At 61.2% G+C, this 17,625-nt stretch carries 19 protein-coding genes; 11 read left to right on the forward strand and 8 right to left on the reverse strand.

All coding sequences use genetic code 11. From position 1 onward, the window contains the following. Positions 1-240: 240 nt before the first annotated feature. The 4 genes from LFT44_RS08160 to LFT44_RS08175 all read left to right on the forward strand — a co-directional run bounded on the left by LFT44_RS08160 (position 241) and on the right by LFT44_RS08175 (position 3,358). A complete protein-coding gene (locus LFT44_RS08160) occupies positions 241-729 on the forward strand; it encodes a hypothetical protein (protein WP_236802131.1) in 489 nt (162 codons plus the stop codon). Further along, entirely contained in the window at positions 726-1,763 is a 1,038-nt protein-coding gene (locus LFT44_RS08165; RefSeq protein ID WP_236802132.1) for a hypothetical protein, read from the forward strand. Before LFT44_RS08160 ends, LFT44_RS08165 begins: the two co-directional genes overlap by 4 nt. Before the next feature lie 190 nt (positions 1,764-1,953). Then, a complete protein-coding gene (locus LFT44_RS08170; protein WP_236802133.1) occupies positions 1,954-2,196 on the forward strand; it encodes a hypothetical protein in 243 nt (80 codons plus the stop codon). Continuing rightward, on the forward strand, positions 2,183-3,358 hold the full coding sequence (locus LFT44_RS08175) for an alpha/beta hydrolase family protein (RefSeq protein ID WP_236802134.1): 1,176 nt from the start codon (positions 2,183-2,185) through the stop codon (positions 3,356-3,358). The genes LFT44_RS08170 and LFT44_RS08175 overlap by 14 nt, the downstream gene beginning before the upstream one ends. Here LFT44_RS08175 and LFT44_RS22125 read toward each other — a convergent pair. Next, complete coding sequence (locus LFT44_RS22125) at positions 3,250-3,669, reverse strand: winged helix-turn-helix domain-containing protein (protein WP_442863773.1); 420 nt, start codon at positions 3,667-3,669, stop codon at positions 3,250-3,252. The two genes, LFT44_RS08175 and LFT44_RS22125, sit on opposite strands and share 109 nt — an antisense overlap. Before the next feature lie 111 nt (positions 3,670-3,780). On the opposite strand from LFT44_RS22125, the gene LFT44_RS08180 reads away from it, so the two are divergent. After that, entirely contained in the window at positions 3,781-4,290 is a 510-nt protein-coding gene (locus tag LFT44_RS08180) for a hypothetical protein (RefSeq protein WP_235509882.1), read from the forward strand. 31 nt (positions 4,291-4,321) lie between these two features. On the opposite strand, the gene LFT44_RS08185 is transcribed toward LFT44_RS08180, so the two are convergent. Continuing rightward, positions 4,322-4,645, reverse strand: coding sequence for an ArsR/SmtB family transcription factor (locus tag LFT44_RS08185; protein ID WP_056393697.1), 324 nt, complete (start codon positions 4,643-4,645; stop codon positions 4,322-4,324). A 186-nt stretch (positions 4,646-4,831) separates the two neighbouring features. Between LFT44_RS08185 and LFT44_RS08190 the strand changes: the two genes are divergently transcribed. The 3 genes from LFT44_RS08190 (at position 4,832) to LFT44_RS08200 (ending at position 7,592) form a co-directional block, all read left to right on the forward strand. Continuing rightward, positions 4,832-5,728 (forward strand): sigma factor, encoded by an 897-nt coding sequence (locus LFT44_RS08190; RefSeq protein WP_236802135.1) that lies wholly within the window; start codon positions 4,832-4,834, stop codon positions 5,726-5,728. Between the two features lie 449 nt (positions 5,729-6,177). Beyond that, positions 6,178-6,471, forward strand: coding sequence for a hypothetical protein (locus LFT44_RS08195; RefSeq protein ID WP_156400247.1), 294 nt, complete (start codon positions 6,178-6,180; stop codon positions 6,469-6,471). Positions 6,472-6,704: 233 nt separating this feature from the next. After that, the gene (locus tag LFT44_RS08200; RefSeq protein ID WP_236802136.1) at positions 6,705-7,592 is read left to right on the forward strand and encodes a C40 family peptidase; all 888 of its coding nucleotides are present in this window, start codon (positions 6,705-6,707) and stop codon (positions 7,590-7,592) included. A 904-nt stretch (positions 7,593-8,496) separates the two neighbouring features. Here LFT44_RS08200 and LFT44_RS08205 read toward each other — a convergent pair. Next, positions 8,497-9,843 (reverse strand): hypothetical protein, encoded by a 1,347-nt coding sequence (locus tag LFT44_RS08205; RefSeq protein ID WP_236802137.1) that lies wholly within the window; start codon positions 9,841-9,843, stop codon positions 8,497-8,499. Positions 9,844-10,205: 362 nt separating this feature from the next. Here LFT44_RS08205 and LFT44_RS08210 point away from each other — a divergent pair, with 362 nt between their 5' ends. After that, on the forward strand, positions 10,206-11,372 hold the full coding sequence (locus LFT44_RS08210; protein WP_236802138.1) for a hypothetical protein: 1,167 nt from the start codon (positions 10,206-10,208) through the stop codon (positions 11,370-11,372). 156 nt (positions 11,373-11,528) lie between these two features. On the opposite strand, the gene LFT44_RS08215 is transcribed toward LFT44_RS08210, so the two are convergent. Both LFT44_RS08215 and LFT44_RS08220 read right to left on the reverse strand, forming a co-directional pair. Then, positions 11,529-11,855 (reverse strand): histone-like nucleoid-structuring protein Lsr2, encoded by a 327-nt coding sequence (locus LFT44_RS08215; protein ID WP_236802139.1) that lies wholly within the window; start codon positions 11,853-11,855, stop codon positions 11,529-11,531. A gap of 347 nt (positions 11,856-12,202) precedes the next feature. After that, the gene (locus LFT44_RS08220; RefSeq protein WP_236802140.1) at positions 12,203-12,892 is read right to left on the reverse strand and encodes a hypothetical protein; all 690 of its coding nucleotides are present in this window, start codon (positions 12,890-12,892) and stop codon (positions 12,203-12,205) included. 134 nt (positions 12,893-13,026) lie between these two features. On the opposite strand from LFT44_RS08220, the gene LFT44_RS08225 reads away from it, so the two are divergent. Then, positions 13,027-13,281: a helix-turn-helix domain-containing protein gene (locus tag LFT44_RS08225; protein WP_236802141.1), complete on the forward strand. Its 255-nt coding sequence runs from the start codon at positions 13,027-13,029 to the stop codon at positions 13,279-13,281. A 293-nt stretch (positions 13,282-13,574) separates the two neighbouring features. On the opposite strand, the gene LFT44_RS08230 is transcribed toward LFT44_RS08225, so the two are convergent. From LFT44_RS08230 to istA, 3 genes are all read right to left on the reverse strand, one after another. Beyond that, positions 13,575-13,715 carry a hypothetical protein gene (locus LFT44_RS08230; RefSeq protein WP_236802142.1) on the reverse strand — a complete coding sequence of 47 codons (141 nt, stop codon included), beginning with the start codon at positions 13,713-13,715 and terminating at the stop codon, positions 13,575-13,577. 262 nt (positions 13,716-13,977) lie between these two features. Continuing rightward, complete coding sequence (gene istB, locus LFT44_RS08235; protein WP_236801304.1) at positions 13,978-14,766, reverse strand: IS21-like element helper ATPase IstB; 789 nt, start codon at positions 14,764-14,766, stop codon at positions 13,978-13,980. After that, the gene (gene istA, locus LFT44_RS08240; RefSeq protein ID WP_236801303.1) at positions 14,763-16,316 is read right to left on the reverse strand and encodes an IS21 family transposase; all 1,554 of its coding nucleotides are present in this window, start codon (positions 16,314-16,316) and stop codon (positions 14,763-14,765) included. The genes istB and istA overlap by 4 nt, the downstream gene beginning before the upstream one ends. Before the next feature lie 306 nt (positions 16,317-16,622). On the opposite strand from istA, the gene LFT44_RS08245 reads away from it, so the two are divergent. Further along, complete coding sequence (locus LFT44_RS08245) at positions 16,623-17,537, forward strand: hypothetical protein (RefSeq protein ID WP_236802143.1); 915 nt, start codon at positions 16,623-16,625, stop codon at positions 17,535-17,537. The last annotated feature ends 88 nt before the right edge of the window (positions 17,538-17,625 follow it).

Here is a 17,625-nt window from a genome sequence, read left to right on the forward strand (position 1 = left end):
TGCCCTATCAAACCGTCGCGGCACTGATGTCCACGGGGACGCGCCCAGGCGCTGGCGTTGACAGTATCTGTCTAGCCAACTTTTCGGACAGCCCTGCTGGATTTGAATCGAGCATCAGAACGCCTCGCCTCTGGACATGTCCAGAGCCGAGGCGTTCAATTGAAGTTGGGGCGTCCGACGCCACAGGGCGGCTGTTGTTGACGCAGTCACACTTGCTGTCCGCTGCAAGGAGGGGGCGGTATGGACCAGCAAAAATCGCAAGAACTGGGGCCAGCTCAGGTAGCGGCCCAGGCATTCTTATCACTGCGGCTACCGATCCACCTGACGCTGGAGAGGCTCATTGCCATAGTGGCCGCCCGACGTCGGCGCCGAATCGAGATCGAAGCCACCACGATCCTCAACGGCACGTCCGTCTGCGGTCTCTGGTTGTCCACAGATACTCGGGAAATCATTTTGCACGCTGTGACGGACTCAGCGCTCCATCGGCAGCAGTTCATCCTTCATGAACTTGGACATATGATCCTTCGCCACGATGAGTTGGGGATCTCCTCCGACTATGCAGGCAGCCTCTTCCCCAATCTTGACGGAGAGATGGTGTCACGAGCTTTGGCGCGGAGCAGCTTCGTCGACGGTCTTGAGGCCGCAGCTGAGACTCTCGCAGATCTTCTTGCCGGCGCTATCCGCGACAGCACCATGGAGCCAAGGTCTTTTGAACAGGTTTTCGGGTGATCCAGGCAGTCGCGGCTGCGGTCATCTGGGGCCTTGTTCTGTGCTTGCTGCCCGGCGCGCGTACCAGGAAAGACCACAGCATCCTCGTTGCCGCCGTTGCGATTGCAACCGCGCTCTCCTTGAATGTCGATCCAATCTATCTCGTGGGTGATCGAGCCCTCGGCGGCCACAACCTCCTGGATCTTCTCGCGAACATTTTGATGGTCGTGGGAATCTACTTCCTTTCCCAAGCAATCCTCCGGGCTGCCGAGCTTACGGATGCACCAGTGCGCAGAGACCGTCGCGGCCTCCTAGTTTTGGGTCTAGTCTCCGTTGGGTTGGTCCTTGCCTTCCTCCGCATCGAAGCACCGGCGTCCTCGACGAAATTCATGTTGGACTACGGGGACCAGCCTGCTGCCGCCCTGTATTCCGCCATCCAGTTTGTTTACATCGGGGTGGTCGTCGGCGTCACCGGATACTTGTGCTTTAAATTCCGACGGCGGATGGCCTCTTCCTACTTTCGCATCGCCTTCACCCTCATCGGCATTGGCTGCTTCCTGGCTCTCGTCGTAGTGATCTCAGTCTTGGGAATGGACCTAGCCCATTTACTCGGAGACGAGGCGACCATGCAGCAGTTGGCGGCTATCTACGACAGCAGTTTTGTCGGTGCGATGTTGTTTCTGTGCGCTGGACTCGCCCTCCCACCAGTAGCGCGGCGGATCGTTCAACGAACACAACAGAGGACTCGAGCTGGCTTACTCGAAGACCTCACATCCACTTGGGAAAAAGCGACAGCTACGCGCAAGGATGGTCGCCTGGCGACTCCCGCTGGAGTGATCGAGCGGGGAGACCCAGAGACGCGGAAGCTTCATCGGATGCTCGTCGAGATCGAGGATGCACTTCTGATGGATCCCGCTGCTGCTAAGTTGCTGGACGAAGCTGATTTTCAAACATTGACTCGAACAGAGACTTACCTCGCTTCCCACAGGGACACGCAGGGTGCTCGATTGGGAATGGCGCGATGGGGGAGGGGAAAGAACCCAAGTGGCAGATGATGCTGTAGAACCCTCGGAGTCGCCGCAGGCTAGACTCGCTCGCAAGATCAACCTCTTGCTGGATTTGTATGAGTCCCGAGGAACAGGGCCCTTGTCCTACAGGGAAGTCAGTGAAGCAATGTCTCAACATGGCACGCCGTTGTCGCGGTCAAGATGGGCCTACATGCGAAGCGGTGACAGCTCCCTGGCTATGGACCAGGATCTGCTGCAGAACCTCGCGGCATTCTTCGGCGTGGATCGCCGGTACCTTCTGGATGACTCAACAGAGTTACCCGAACTAGTGGAAGCCCAGCTCAGTCTCCTTAAGTCGATGCGGGAGGCTCGCGTGAAAAATTTCGCAGCAAGGCAATTGCAGGAGTTATCTCCCGAAACGCTGGCGCGACTCAGGGAGCTCATTGACATGCATGTCAGGAGCGAAGATGAAGGCTCCTAAAGTGCTGGGCCCGCTAGCCCTTGCAGCAGTATGTGCATCTTCAATATCGTTCCTCGGTGCCGCCTACTTTGCGCGCCGGGTGGTGGTACCGAGCACTACACGACGGGAGGATCTTTGCATCCGACAAGTCTTCTCCGGCGAGGACGGATCCCTGAGGATTGAACTGCCGGCGACCCCGTTAACGAGAGCGCCAGGCCGATACAGCTTGTGGTTCGGCAACGGCAAGGGCCACGCCTGCATCGGTCCTGTGGTAGACGAAGAGACGAACAAGGAAACAGTGATTCGGCTCGTGGAACGAGTCGATTCCGGGGACTTGCGCTCTGCCACCGCTGGCATCTGGAGCGGATACGCCTACTCCGAACCGGGACAGCTAAGTCTGCCTTTTGAGGAGGTTGAGATTCAGGTCGACGGCGGTACGGCACCAGCCTGGAAATTCGCGCCCAGGGTAGCTGGTCCGGTGTCTTCGCTATGGGCCATACACGCGCATGGACTGGGTGGAAAACGGTCCGGCGCCCTTCGCGGTGTTCCTGTTGCGAGCAGACTCGGCATCACATCGCTGGTCGTGTCGTTCCGGAACGACGGCGAAGCGCCGCCGTCGAACGATTCGCGGTACTCATTGGGCCAGAATGAGTGGTTGGATGTCGAGGGGGCCATTAGGTACGCCGTGGACCATGGCGCTGTGCGGCTCGTATTGTTTGGATGGTCTCTGGGCGGTTCCATGGCCTTGCGTGCAGCAAATCTCTCAGCCCACGCTGATCGGATCATCGGCCTGGTGCTAGTGGCTCCCGTCCTGGATTGGGCTGAGACTCTGACGTCTAACGGGAGTGCCAGCGGATTGCCTGAAGCTATCGCCAGGGCTGGGCTGAGATTGTTGAGTTCGAATGCAGGCCGCTGGGTCACGGGCCTCAACCAATCCATTGACCTCTCCGCGCTGGACTGGGTAAGCCGCGCTGGTGACCTCAACACACCGACCCTCATATTGCATGGGATCAACGACAAATCGACACCGGTCGCAGTCTCCGAACGATTCGCCGAGCTACGACCCGACCTCGTTCAGTTGGTTCGCTTCGATGTTCCGGGGCATTCACTCGAGTGGAACGCCGATACGGAGAAGTGGGAGTCGTCCGTCACGGGATTCCTGAAGTCGCTGCCCACTGACTGAAAAGTGGCTGCAAGGTCCGCAAGTTCCCGTTCGATCTCATCCGGTCGTACTGTATACGTTCCCGACCCGAGGGCGACTAGACCTGCTTGGCATAGAAGCCTGAGGTGCTTGCGGACTGAGGAAGCAGACAGGGTGAGGGCTGCAGCGACCTCTGGGCAAGTCGCCGGGCCATATGTGCTCAGGTAGCGAATGAGGCGGCTTCGCGTTCGGTTCATCAAGATGTTCGCCATGAAGACCACAATCAGTGACGAGGGGATTTCCTGTGGCCCGCTGTAGACGGGTCTACAGCAAAACACTACGCTCATCCACATACGGATGGAAGGACGAAGCCCCGCTTATTGCTTGTGGACTTGGCCAAGGCGATACTGGGCAACAACTAGTGACTCGCTGACGGTAGTCAAGTCAGGTCTGGGAGGTGAACCGTGTCTGGAGACGAAGAAGGTCTCAAAGGCGCGGAACTGTCTCCACAAGCCGAACTTGCACGCCGCTTGAACCTGCTGCTCGATGTTGTTGTTGCCGAGCGAGGGCAACCCGTCACGTTCCGTGAAGTCCAGCAAAAGCTGGCGGAGAAGGGCATTAAGCTTTCCAGAGCCCGTTGGTTCTATATGAAGGACGGCACAGGCAGGCTGGTAAGCGACCCGGCGCTACTGGGAGCCTTGTGCGACATCTTCAATGTGGATCCGGCTTACCTGCTGGGCAGTGACCCAACAGATTTGCCCGAGCGCATCGATTCCCAGCTTGAGTTTGTGAAATCTCTCCGGGCTGCGAGGGTGAAGGCGTTCGCGGCTCGGACCCTTGGTGACGTGTCGCCAGAGACACTTCGGGCGATCACGGAGTACCTGAACAAGGACATCAGCCGCCGGCCAGAAGGGGAGAGGGCCGAGGCCAGTCCGGGGTTGGACGCGGATGAGGCGCCGGAGCGCGCAGACTAAACGTCGGGCTCATTTCCTCAACGCGCTGCGCCTACCGTTCCAGCAAGTACTTAAGGTGAGCGTCGAGCAGTTCCTTGATCCGGACAGGGTTCGCCGAATACCGCGGTGACCGACCGTGTCTACGTCCAGGCTCGACGTCGACCATCACCACACCTGCCTCTTCCAGCGCCGCCAGGTGCTTGGCCACGCTGGGATCGCCCGCGCTGACAGCAGCGACGATGTCTCCGCGCGTCGCAGGCCCCGTGGCCGTGAGGAATCGAAGAATTTCGTTTCGCGCCCGGTTGCCGAAGGTTGAGACGGCAGCCTCGACGTCGGCCGACCAGGCGGCGTCGTGAGGCTGCGTAATTCTCGGCATACGGTCATTCTTCCCGATGGCAGCGCAAAAAGTAAGAACAGCACACTTGACGATACTTTAGTTATCTTCGACAATAATTCCTGTAGCTTCTTCTGATCGTTGTTGGATCTACGTATCCACTAACTGGGGTGGCCCTTTGCGCGACTCTGCGAACTACTCGATCTGAACAGTCAAAGCGGTGAAGCCATGGAAATTGAAGCCAAGGCGTATCAATTTACAAAGGGATCAGAGACGTCCCCTGACGTTGACGTCTCATTGCGAAGCGCACCGCCGCCGGGAGAACCCGTCATCCAGATCGACCGGATCATGATCGCGGTTGATGGGGTGCACCGCTACGTCGTTTCTCGGCTCACGAGGATCGGCCGATCCTGCGATGTGGACGACGTCATGCAGGACATCCGGGTCGCCGTTTGGGACGGAGTTGCGCGCGGGCGCTACCGGGAGCTGCCCGGTATCCCATTTGAAGCGTGGGTCCAAGGTGTCTGCAACAAGATCTGCGCTGCCTATATGCGGCGCGAACTTAGCCATCAGACGTTGCCGTTGCTTGTCGACTTCACGACGGAAAGCTCACTGGAGCTTCTTGCTGTCATCCATGCTGGCGCGGCAGGAGACGACGTCGAGAACTACGTCGATCAGGCCTGGGCACACGCCATGTTGGGCCTAGTCCAGCGCAGCGTCAGTGAGGATACCTGGACGCTTGCCGTATCCAGCCTCACGGGGCCGAGACATTACGGACCGCCGTCTCCCGAAGACCGGCGTCGTTGGCATGCCGTAACCGTCGTTCGGCACACGGCCAAAACAATCAACACGGCATTGAACTGCCACCCCGCCCCCGGATTAGGCGTCGAGGATCTCTGCCGCTGCGCTGCCAACTGCCTTCCCACAAACGTCCTCCGGAGCGTCGCGGAAACCATAGTCCGTCCGGGCCTGCGAGGACTGGATAGGTCCGTTCAGATAGCAGCTCTGGCCTGTGAGCTCGGCGTCACCGAGCGATACATCGCCGTGAACATCGGATTCGCCCGGCAGCTATACCAGGCAGCTTGGCGCGTGCTTCAGCACAAAGTGAACAGACCGGCTCTCTAAAACATGGTTGCCATGCACGGGAGTTGGCTATGAATTGGTTCCGTAGGGTTGGCCGCCGGGAGTGGCTGGCGGCAGGGCTGGTTGCCCTGCTCATGATTAGTGCACTCTTCCTGCTTTGGCCTGCCGATAGTCCCAGTAGACCGGTCCCGCCAACCGTGTCCGCAACCGCACCTTCAACGACGAAGCCATCAGGCACTGCCACTGCACCAGGCAGTACGTCCGGTGTTCCTGACGAGCCGGTCATTACGGCGGAGGCGACGCCGGATCGTTTGCCACGTACCCGCGATTACCGGGCGCTCTCTGTAGCGGCAGCAAAGGGAATCTATAGCTGGGACAGCCGTTCGTCGTCGTACTCGGATGTATATGCCAAGCTGCGGTCCTGGTGGGAGTTGCTGCCTGATGGATCCAATCCCTTATCAGTGCTGGTTCGAGAGTTTGAGGGGACAGGCGTGACAGCGGGGACGTTCACCACCTTGGCAGCCCAGTCCGCTCGCCGAAGCGGGACCGCTGAGTCACTGCGCTGCGATCTCGAGTTGGCCAAAGTGCAGGAGTATCCGGCCCCGTGGGAGGGCCTTCACGTGTGCACGGTGACGGTGCAAGTTGTGGACGAGTCCAGCAGCGGCAGAAGTGCCTATGCCGCACCCGTCACGGTGATGGTCAACTGTCCTCCTGCCACCACCGCTCCAACTGGGCGCTGCGCCCTGGTGGGCTTCTACGCAACCGCAGAGAGAATCGTCTACTAGTGGCTGCACTGGTGGCCGTTGCAGGCCTCATGCGGCGCCGGGCACTGATGAAGGTTGTATCGGCGGCCGCTTTCCTCGCCCTGCTTGTTGGCGCCATGGCATTTGCCGGAGGCGTGGCGGCGCTAACTGGTACGGGGCGCAAATCCGCAGTTGTCTGTAGGCCAGCGGGAAGCGAGGTGGCCACTGCGCCTGGCATGGCTGATACTGCCTTGGAGGTTCGCAACGCTGGGAGCTTGGTCTACGAGCTGACGCCTCGGCAGAAGAGCGTTGCACGAACATACATAGCGGTAGGCCAGCAGCTTGGAATACCGCGCTCCGGCCAGATCATCGCCATCATGATGGCGCTGCAGGAGTCAAGCCTGCGCATGCTCGCGAACCCCAGCGTGCCTGCTTCAGTGCAGTTCCCGAACGACGGCGTTGGACGTGACCACGACTCGATCGGTTCAGCACAACAACGTCCGGCGGCAGGCTGGGGGACGGTCGAGCAGCTAATGGACGCCTCTTATAACGCGCGTGCCTTCTACGGTGGGCCGTCGGGGCCGAACCGCGGCAGCCCTCGAGGACTTCTGGACATTCCCGGTTGGCAGGGAATGGACAAAGGTCTGGCGGCCCAAGCCGTACAGGTGTCTGCTTTTCCTGAACTGTATGCGCGTTGGGAGCGGGCGGCCACGGCAATCGTGGCTGCGCTTGAGGGTGGCACTGCTCCTGCCTCTTGCACGGATTCCGCTCCCGCGCTGCGGCCCGGGGCATGTTCCCGGCACTTGAGCCAGCTGCGTCAGGACATTCTGAAGTTCACGCAGGAAGGCTTGGGTGGGCGCTATGTATGGGGCGGCACTGCGTTCAAGGCCTGGGACTGCTCTGGCTATGTGCAGTGGATCTACAGGCAAGCCGGCATCGAGCTGCCGAGAGTAGAACAGTGGCGCGTTGGTGTCCGGACTGAGGATCCGCAACCAGGAGACCTTGTTGTTCAAAATCCTCAGGGACCTGACAACTGGGGCCACGTCGGCATCTACGCGGGCGACGGCATGATGTGGAGTGCTCTCAACCCGGCGGTGGGCACACTGTTACATCCTGTTAGCTGGAATCCCGGCGCGGCCTATTTTGATCTGCTGCCGCGTTGACTGCGCACGTCGGCTAAACGCAGCGCCTTCGGCCCGAGGCCTGTTCAGCATACAAGGAAGATCCTGGTTAGAAACCCACCTCCCTGCAGTTACTGGTGTGACTGCTAACCTAGGAGCTGGGTGCTCACCTTAGCCCTCGAACTTTGGGATTGTGGTCGATGAGACCCGATTCCGGTACGCCGACCCCTGCGAAACCCCAACGCGATCTTCCATGCCTATATGGACGAGCATGCAGAGGTGACGTGATGGCGGGGACCGCCGTGATGGTGGTCTCTCCTCGCCGGGCGGGCTACTCACTTGGCTGCCCGGTCGCGCTCAACCACCGACGCTGGCGCTGCAAGGGTTTGAGAGGAACATCGAGGAGCTGAATCGTCGCTACGTCTTCTGGCCGATCTTATTGCCGAAGGTCAAGGACTTTCACCGATGGCGCGTCCAGCTGGAGTGTGGCTGTATTCACGAGGTCTTCACGCGCGGCAAAGACGACTTTCCGGACGCTCGCAGCTGGACTGACGCGATTACTCAAGCGTCCGCTGCCGTGGGTGAGTACTGGTGCACGAACGGCCACGGCGAGGAGGGACGCGCTTACCGCACCGTTCGAGCTTGACCTCTCGCACTCCCGGGGCTACATTCTTCTCTGGCGGCCTTCGACTAGGGACCGCATCCCGTCAGCGCCGGTCCTGGTCTCGCTCAAGAGGGGCCCTGCGCTCTTGGTCGCGTCGGATCGCAAGGGCCGCCGCAGCAGCGGCACCACAGCGGATCGCCTCCTGCGGGATCGGTCGGAGCGCGATGGCTTTGGCGACTGCAGCTTTATAAGCAGCCTGAGCTTCGTTACGTACGCCGTCCATGCGTCAATACTAAGTGAGGGGCACGGCTACGCGCTGACGCGGATGATGCCCGGGCCCGTTCATTCCTCCTTCAGGAACACTGTTTTGAACAGGTTAGCCGCGTCGATGAGCTCTCCGGTTGGCACCCGCAACTCGCCGCTCGTCACGGCATCGTTGCTGTCCTCGGTGAGGACCCACGAGACCATGACTGAGCTAGCCTGAGGGTCACTTGCGACGATCACATAGTCGTCCTGGTCGCTCATCCACGGCACGTTCGGACGAAACGACTCCGGAGTGAGCACGACTTCGGCGTCCTCGCCGCGATTGCTCCAAGTCACGGGGTGGTCGCGTTTGAGAGGCCGGAGCGTGGAATAGTCTAAAGCGGGCCGGAGAGGATCCGTCGATCGCAGCACGGGTTCGACAGCCTTTTCGTAGTCGGCGTCGTCCGGATCAAGGTGATCGACCAGCTCGCAGCCGTGGAAGGTCACGATGAGATGCGGCTTCGAGACGAACCTGTCGCGGCTGACCACGCGGATCCCTGCGCCCGACAAACCGACGCCCATAAAGTGTTCGCGACCTCTCGCGACGTGCTCGGTCTTCCCGTTCCGCCACTTGGCCAGCGCCTCTTCGCGGTCCTCTGCTGTCAGGTGCGCCGTGCCGCCGAAGACGCTCGACGCCAGACGGATCGAGGTCGACGCGAAGGCGTCCTCCGCGAGTTCGGGCTCCTTCCTGAACTGCTCCTCTTCGTAATCGCGGAGGCTTCCCAGGACCTCTTCCACGCGGTCGACCCTACAGATGGGGCCGAGCACGCCGACCTCGAGTTCGATCGGCGGCTTCCCGCCGCCGCGGGCGCGTTCGACGAGGGTCAGGACTTCTCCGGAGCGGGCAGGCCTCGTGTTGCTCGTGCCGCGCACGTAGATCGCTCCGTCCTCGAGGCTGTCGCGACGGTCGTCTCCCTGGAAGCTCTTGTGGCATGGGAAGATCGTCTGCCCTTCTTGGGGCGGTTGGGCGATGACGAACAGCACCTCGTTCTCGGCGTTTACGCCGATCCTCCCGAACTCGAAGGCTGGGAACTGCGGCCCGAGGTAGGGACGGAGCCGATCCTCGAGCTCATGGGCCTCGGTACCGCGGGGCACGCCCGGAGCGCTATCCCTCTGCGCGCCGATTACCATCACAGCGTATCCCCGGAAGTGCCTGGCAGCCTCGTGCGGACGCCTATTGGCCGCGCCCAGGAGGAACTTCGCGACCTTGGCGACGCTAGCCTTGCTGCTCAGGTCGATAGGGCTCTTGACCTCGAGGTACGTCGTCTCTGCCTCGTCGCCGACAGCGACCACGTGGTCGAGGATGCCCCGCAGGGCGCGCTCACCGAGGGGGATGGCGTCGGTGCTCAGCGTTGAGCGCGTGGAGCCCGAGCCGATGGAGCTCACGTGATCATTAGGCATAGGACCATACTCCCATTCCCATTCGTGTTCGCGGCCTGGATGGTCAGCCCGGTGCCCCCTACGGCCAGCCACCGGCCAGTTGACATGCTTGACAACATGCCCCTGCTCCAAAACACCCTGGCTGCCTTCGCCGATCCGTACCGGCTGGTCGAGAAGCGCCGCTAACCGGTTACCGACACTGCCCAGCTATATTTGGAGCAAATCCCCCGGAGCCATAGCACTCGACGACATACGTCCCTAGTAGCAGCCACGTAGCTCCGGGCCGTAGCGAGAAGATTCAGGGAACCACATATGCGACGGCAATGGGAAAGTGCCGAGGATCAGTTGACCGCCCGACAGATTACGCCATGAATGGGCTACCCGGCGATGCCCAGGCAGGCGAGCGTCTGAAACGAACAGCACTACGGGACTTTGGCCCAGCCCCTGAGCAACCCGATGACCCGCGCTGGCAGCACGCCTTACACAAATTCAGCCTCATGCCTGGTGATGCTCGGGTTCCGGTGCTGCTCAGATATGCCCTCACCCTGACCGGACTGAAGTCCGGAGGCCCCGGCGAGAAGGTCGCGTGGTGGGTGAATTTTACGTTCCAGGACGAACCCTGCACGCTCGCCCATAAGAAGTTCGGCGTCCGCCTGTACCTCCGAACCGACCGGGCTGCAGAAGAGGCGCGGAAGACCTACGAGCGGATCGTCAAAAAGCTCCGTGGAACCACCAGGACTGTGGAGCGCTTGATTCTGGACGCGGCACCGGACATTCTCGGCAAAGGCGATGCCACTGTCCTCAACCAGCACCACGCCCTCCGGCGCGCTTATGAGTACTTCCGGGAGCGGGCCGAGAAACCTGCGCACATCGAAGACGAGCTCCGGACCGGGGAGAGCAATGGCGGCGGCCAGTGGAGCTCATTCAAGAGCGGCAAGATCCAGATGCAGCTCAACTCGTTCCACGACATGATCGCCGCTATTTCGGCATTTCTCAGCCTCCTCGAGCATGATCTCGTTCTGGCGCTCCCTTTCGCCGGTTTCGATCCGGAAGTCGACAACCTCACCGATCTCATCGGCGCGCGCTGGGGCGATAAGTGGGATCGGGTGCTCGGCAAGACGGCCGAGGCGCTTGAGTTCCGAAGCCGGCTTAGCGAGGTCGTTGAGAGGTGGAGGAACCCGTACTCTCACGGCGGCTTCGAAAAAGGCCATGGGGCGACGCTCTGGTTGCACACTCCTGGCGTGGGAGCAGCCGTGCCAGTCGGACTGACACGGGTCCGGGACAGCCCGCACGTCTCGTTCATCGGTGCCAATGAGTCCGATATCGCCGGCGTCTTTGCCCTTTTCGATGACATCGAATCCTGGTTGACCGTCGTGCTGCCGGAGGCCATGCAGTGGATTGACTCAGGGCTGGCCGTCCGATACGACGACGAGTTCAGGTCACTGTTTGCCGTGGCGAAAGCGGAAAAGAGCTTCGACAGCTTCCTGCAATACCACGACTACCATCAAGCGCAGATAGACAACATGGACTACTAGTGTAGTCCGATTCCATAGGCCAAATTGATTAACTACAGGAACACCATGTAATTCCTGCCTGATTTCCTATATCGGCTAATCCGGCGAGGCAGTTTACGGTTGGAAGTAGTCAGTACCAGCCGAGGGCCCCCATATTCGGCTGGTACTGACTATTGCTTAGTGCGCTGCCTGGTACTTTTCGAGAATCTCCTGCTGGATACGGCCGCGGGTGTTCACCTTGAGCCCGTTATCCAGAGCCCACATCCGAACTGCTTTGGTATCCACCCCGGAACCCCCGGATTTGCGTTCCGTCGGGCGTCGACGGCCGCCGGATATTCTGCGTCCGGCATGGGCAAAGCGTTCCAAGGCTGAACGCAGCTCGCTGGCGTGGGCCTCATTCAGGTCAATTTCGTATTCCGACCCGTCAAGGCCGAAGGTGATGGTTTCATTGGCTTCCGAACCATCAATGTCGTCGGAAAGAATTACTACTGTTTTCTGGGCCATGAATTAAGGCTATCAGTTTATCGAGCGAGTGAACGCCCTATCTCCCGGACGCTCCACGTTGCGGTAGCCGCCGGCTCAAGGGTGGTCCTGCAATCGGGGGGGCACTCTCCTTTGTAGGCCCCGGGCATTGAGCGCTGATGTCGAATTTCAGCTGTTCAGCGATGCAGCCGCACCATATTGCGTGGAATCAAGGCGGCTATATCACTGATCTCCTCCGCCAAGTCAGTGCTTAGACGGTAACCATCGGCTTTACGAGTCAGGAATTTGATCGCAGCAGTCTTGCGTCTGACCTTCGCGGTCTCCTTCAACCATTCGGGGTATGAGATCAGTTCAAGCGCCAGTTCCTTCTACCGACCCCCAAAGTCTTGTTCGTACTCATACACTTTTTCGGCGATCCTTCGGTTTGCCAGGGGAAAAACATATGCGCTCAAAAGGGCGGGATGTGCTTCGCCGAGGCCTGCATCGGCGAGAATGCGCGGAGCGAGAACGCCACGCTTGTTTCGGGACTCGGCACGGTACTCCGGAGAATCAAACAGGGCTGCTGCCGCGTCGGCAATATACCGGCGTTCCCTCTCCAGGCTTTCCTGATGCTCGGCGTCTTCACCGGCCTCGGACTCCGACTGCGCCTCGTACAACTCGCTCAGGAAAGAGTCAGTCCATTCCGTTTGCACGTGCCAAACATAGGCAAGGCCCTGGGCGACCCATGTTATCGAGACACCCTCCGTGGAACCATCGTGCGGTTGGGCGCGGGCAACAACCTGCTTCACTGCGTCAGGCAGGTCCTCGTCATCACCGACCAGCTCGGCCACAATCCCATTCAGATCAAAAGGCACTGCACTGACACTGACAAATGCCGCTCCTACCCGGGCAGCGACAGGCACCACTTCGGTGGCAGAAAGTTGTTTTCCGTCCAGCGCGACGTAATTTTCACCTTCGAACTTCGCCCCCGGAAGAAACAACAGACCTGCCTCGGCGGCCTCGGTTGGAATACTGGCGGCAATAGCGGTCAATTCGGCCGAGGTGTAGGTGAAAGTCATGGTCAAATACTAAGAGACGCGTCAGACACTGTTTTCTGATGCAGACAGTTACGGCATGGCATCCTTATCCGTATCCTTTTCCATCTTCCTTTGGCTGGGAATGCCCGCAGCGAGATAGCACATATGATGGCCGGGTGTCTGATGAAGCAAACCAGCCCCGTTTTCTGACCTTGGCCCAGGTCGCCGACGAATTGAACGTGAAGCAAAGCCTCGTTCAAGGCCTCATCAGGACGGGGGAGTTGCGTGCTTTTCAGGTCGGTGGCCGGGGCATGTGGCGCATTGGCCGCCAGGATGTCGAAGACTACATCGCCCAGGCCTACCAGCGCACCGCTGAGCGCATCGCGGCCGGTGATCTCGAAGATGGGGCTGAATCTGAGGGTCAAGAGTAGCTAGTCCTCTTGACCTGGCAGTTAGAGACTCGCACGGGGACCAGCGACGGTGATTCGACCTTGCGCTTGTCCTCGTCCGTCAGGGGCGTCGCGGTAACCAGCTGGCATGTTCGTGTCCCTCGAAAGCCGCTGAACAAGGTCGGTGAGATGCTGTGCCCATCACTTCGCCATCTCACGCGCTCGAGATCTCCCTGCCATTGAAGGGGGACTCATCGGGAACCCGGAATGTTGTGGTCGTTGAGGACGGTGCTCCCTCCGGCCCAGCGGGTACCGCACGTAGGGCACACGATGTGCTACTCATCCGTGCCGGGGAACTCGATCATCGAGCCGATGTTCTCGCCACTGGACGAGCACCAGCTGTTCATGGCCTCCTCTTTCTGAAGGATCGCCTCCTGGATTCCGCCAAAGTCCGAACCGTCGCCGTTGCTTGTCATGGTGAGAACCATACGCCGGGCTTCGGACAGTTACGTCGGAGCCAAGAGACAAGGCCGGCGGAACCGCGAACCTTCGGCCTGCGACCTACTCAGGCGGCGGAAACCGGCGGGCGTAGTCTTGCTGCACTTCTGTCAATGGCCAGTTGTTTCTGCCCACGGACGGCCACTAAAAGTGCCCACTGGTGGCCAGTAAAACTGCCCGGTTATGGCCAATAGATCTGCCCACTGATTGGTTCGGCGGGATTGGCCATCGTTGGGTTGGTCAGTTCAGTCGGGTGACTCCTTTTCCGGCGAGGGCTTGGGTGAGGCGGATGGAATCGCCGCTGGTTTGGCAGACGTGGGCGTGGTGCAGCAGCCGGTCAACGGTGGCGGTGGCGAGGGTTTTGGGCATGAGCTCGTCGAACCCGGCGGGGTGGAGGTTGGAGCTGATCGCGACGGACCGTTTTTCGTAGGCGGCGTCCACGACCCGGTAGAGGCCTTCGGCGGCGTCGGTGGCCACGGGCAGCAGGCCAATGTCGTCGATGACCACGAGTTCGGCGCGGAGGATCCGGGCGACGGCCCGGGTGACACTGTCATCGGTGCGGTGGGCGCGGATAAGGACACCGAGGTCCTCGAGCCTGAACCACGCGACCCGCATCCCGGCTTCGACGGCCTGCTGGCCGAGGGCTTCGAGGAAGAACGTCTTCCCCGTCCCCGAGGGCCCGCAGACGACCAGGTTTTCCCGCCGGCTGATCCATTCCAAGGTCCGGAGGGCTTGCTGGGTCGGGGCGGGGATGGAGGACGCTGCCTGGTCCCACGCCTCGAAGGTTTTTCCGGTCGGGAACCCAGCTGCTTTGCGGCGGGAAGCGAGCATGGACCGGGCCCGGCCAGCGGCTTCCTCGGTGAAGAGGGCTCTGATGACCTCGGCCGGTTCCCAGCGCTGGGCGCGGGCGGTCGCGATCAGGTCCGGTGCCAGCGCCCGGGCATGGGGCATTTTCAGGGACCGCATCAACGTTTCCAGGTCTGCCGGTAGCGGAGGGGCGGCGGTGTTGGGCGTGGTGACGGGGCTCATCGGGCCTCCTCCGGGGTGATCTTGGTCGTGGTGTTGGTTGCGGTGTTCAGAGCGGGGTTACCGATCGCGGCCCACGCACCTGTTCCCTGGGTCAGCGAGCTCGCTTCGTTGGCCGCGTGAGTGGTGGTGCGGCGGATGTTGGCGTTCAGGATCGAGGCGAGGTCCTGGTGCGCGAACCGGCCATGCAGGGCGGCGTCGCCGAGGGCGCGGTCGACCTGGTTGGTGCCGGCGATTTTGGCCAGCGTGACGGCTTCGGCCATTTTCACGTTCATCCGTGCCGTTCCGGCCGCGGCGGCCTCGATCAGCCAGGTTCTGGCGCCTTCGCCGATGGCCAGGAACGCGGCCTCGTCCGCGCTGCGGGCCCTGACCTCGTAATCGCCGGGGACCCTGGTCCGGGTTCCGGGGAAGTGTTCGTCGTTGATGGCGGGGCTGCCGGGCCGGGCCCGGTCGTGGCGGGCGACTTCGACCGGACCACCGGCGCCGTGGTGGACGATGATGACCTGCTCGCCGGGCCCGGTCCCGTGGGTTCGGACGAACACCCGGGCCCCGAGCAGGTGGGCCGGGACAGAGTACTGGGCGTTTTCGAAGGTGACCATCGGGGTGTTCTCCGGAACCATGCGGGCCAGACCGAACGCGACCGTGTGAGCAGTATCCGGGATCCGGTGCAACCGCGGGGCTTCCTCGGCGAGCATGGCCGCGGGCTTCCGCCGCGTCGTCCGGTGCTCACGGTGATTGACCTCGTCCATGAACGCCTGGCAGGCGGCCTCGACTTCGGCGAACGTGGCGTATTCGTCGCGGAGATTGGTGTCTTTGGGCACGAGGTCGGCCTTGGCGAGTTTCACGGACGCTTCGACTCCGCCTTTGGTTGCCGGGTCCGCGGGCTGGCAGGTCAGCACGGTCACCCCGTAGTGCCGGGCGAAGTCCAGGGTCTGCTGGTTCCGCACCGGGACCCCGGCAACATGGGCGGTGGTGACGGTCTTCTCGTTGTCCGTGAGTACATACGTTGGTGCTCCGCCGAGGATTCGGAAGCACCGGTCCAGGGCCGCGAAGACGCTCGGCGCCGTCCGGTCTTTGAGCGGGATCACGATGCGGAAGCGGGAGAACGCCAGCCACGCCACGAAAAGGATGGTCTTCACCCCGCCGATCCGTGGCCCGTCGCCGAAGTCGTACTGCAGCCACATGCCCGGTTCGGTGATCCAGGGCCGGTGGACGCGGGTGTGACCCAGCCGCCATGCCGCCTTGACCTGAGCGATCGCCCGTCGGGTGGAGCGTTCCGAACCCGTATAGCCCAGCGCGAGGAGCTTTGCGTGGGCCTTATCGGCCCGGATCCGGCCCTTGGAGGCCTCCACCCATTCTTCGATCTTAGGCAGGTACGGGTCGGTGACCCGGCCCCGGGCCGTTGGTTCCCCGATCGGCCGGCCGGCGTCCCGGGCGGCGACGTGTTTGGCAACGGTGTGGTGCGAGCAGCCCGTGAGCTCCGCGGTGGCGCGCAACGATCCGGTCAGATCGTAGGCAGCAAGAATTTCCATGATTTCTCCGTCAGACTTCATACAGGGCCTCTTCCTGGTTCGCTTGGTGCGCTTAGACACCGTCATCAAACCCCAGGGAGAGGCTCCCGCCGCTTAAGGCGCGGTCGGTTCAGTAAAAGAAGTGGGCAGATCTCATGGCCACCATCGGGCAGTTTTACTGGCCGTCAGTGGGCACTTTCGTGGCCGCCTATGGGCAGTTTTTCATGGCCGCTAACACCCGCCCGCCACCACGCGGGTGCGTTGAATGGTTTGCCTCGGGACATGGGGGAGCAGCCTCCTTATCGGCTGCAGGTGAAGAACTTCTGTGCACCCTGCAACAACGGGTGGATGAGCCAGCTGGAAAAGACCGCCCAGCGTGTCCTCACGCCATTTATCCTCGGTAAGCCTGGAACAATTGCGGTCGAAGACCAGGCAGTGATAGCCATGTGGGCGCAGAAGACCGCCCTCACGGCGATGCTCCTATCCAGTGAGAAGCAGCGCGATGAGGGATACGGCCTGGCGCCATCCGAGTACACCGCTTTGTACGAACAGCGGGAACGGATGCAGCCCCTTGATGCCAGCCGGATTTGGGTCGGCAACTACGCAGGGACAGATGGTTTTTCCGGCGTTCGGGTGACACCGCTGGTCATGCGCGTGCCGTGGAGCCCGGAACCAGATGTACCGCAAGGGTATGCTTTCACAATCGTGCTCGGTCAGCTTGTCATTCAGGGGCTTCGTTTCACGTCGCCGGCTTTGGAAGTGGATGTGACGACCGAGCTGCAGATGCCGCAACTTTGGCCAAGCAGCGCGGCGCTGCAATGGCCGGGCGGACAACCCTGCACTGAAGAATCGTTCCTCAGTTTCGCCGACGGGAAGATGATCAGATCTACGGTCGAACCTTTGGAGTTACATCCATGGCGTCCAGCGGTTGATGTGGCGCAGAGCATTCTCGTGGAGGACCAGGTTACGGTCCCCGCGATGTGTAAGAAGCACGTCGTCTCCTATCCGGCGGCCTTGCTCAGGGAAGCGATGAGGGGAAGTTTCTACGCATTCCTAAGGGAATGCGAATGTGGGGTTACGTATCTGATACAGACTGACTCCGATCGCTCCCGGTTCAGGGCCCACGACAACGCCGCGCTCGAGATATACGCGAATCTGCCGGGGGAAGAGCGATTAATTCAGAGCCATGCAGGGAATTTCGTCTGTAAAAGGCTGCCTGCCGATGCCGATGCAGCCATAACACTTGCAGCATCGCGGCGGTAAGCGTCGTGGTCTTGGGCGCCGGTTCACCGAGAAAGGTGCTGGCGGGCTTCCCTCGGGAAAATTCAGCTGAATCGATGGCTGTGGAGCC

It is taken from the genome of Arthrobacter sp. FW306-05-C, assembly GCF_021801725.1.
In the GTDB taxonomy this organism is placed as follows: Bacteria; Actinomycetota; Actinomycetes; order Actinomycetales; family Micrococcaceae; genus Arthrobacter.

Coding starts and splice junctions, on each gene's coding strand:
- LFT44_RS08160 (WP_236802131.1), top strand. CDS start 241: ATGGACCAGCAAAAATCGCAAGAACTGGGGCCAGCTCAGGTAGCGGCC.
- LFT44_RS08170 (WP_236802133.1), top strand. CDS start 1,954: ATGGACCAGGATCTGCTGCAGAACCTCGCGGCATTCTTCGGCGTGGAT.
- LFT44_RS08175 (WP_236802134.1), top strand. CDS start 2,183: ATGAAGGCTCCTAAAGTGCTGGGCCCGCTAGCCCTTGCAGCAGTATGT.
- LFT44_RS22125 (WP_442863773.1), bottom strand. CDS start 3,669: ATGTGGATGAGCGTAGTGTTTTGCTGTAGACCCGTCTACAGCGGGCCA.
- LFT44_RS08185 (WP_056393697.1), bottom strand. CDS start 4,645: ATGCCGAGAATTACGCAGCCTCACGACGCCGCCTGGTCGGCCGACGTC.
- LFT44_RS08190 (WP_236802135.1), top strand. CDS start 4,832: ATGGAAATTGAAGCCAAGGCGTATCAATTTACAAAGGGATCAGAGACG.
- LFT44_RS08210 (WP_236802138.1), top strand. CDS start 10,206: ATGAATGGGCTACCCGGCGATGCCCAGGCAGGCGAGCGTCTGAAACGA.
- LFT44_RS08215 (WP_236802139.1), bottom strand. CDS start 11,855: ATGGCCCAGAAAACAGTAGTAATTCTTTCCGACGACATTGATGGTTCG.
- LFT44_RS08220 (WP_236802140.1), bottom strand. CDS start 12,892: ATGACTTTCACCTACACCTCGGCCGAATTGACCGCTATTGCCGCCAGT.
- LFT44_RS08230 (WP_236802142.1), bottom strand. CDS start 13,715: ATGACAAGCAACGGCGACGGTTCGGACTTTGGCGGAATCCAGGAGGCG.
- istB (WP_236801304.1), bottom strand. CDS start 14,766: ATGAGCCCCGTCACCACGCCCAACACCGCCGCCCCTCCGCTACCGGCA.
- istA (WP_236801303.1), bottom strand. CDS start 16,316: ATGAAGTCTGACGGAGAAATCATGGAAATTCTTGCTGCCTACGATCTG.
- LFT44_RS08245 (WP_236802143.1), top strand. CDS start 16,623: ATGAGCCAGCTGGAAAAGACCGCCCAGCGTGTCCTCACGCCATTTATC.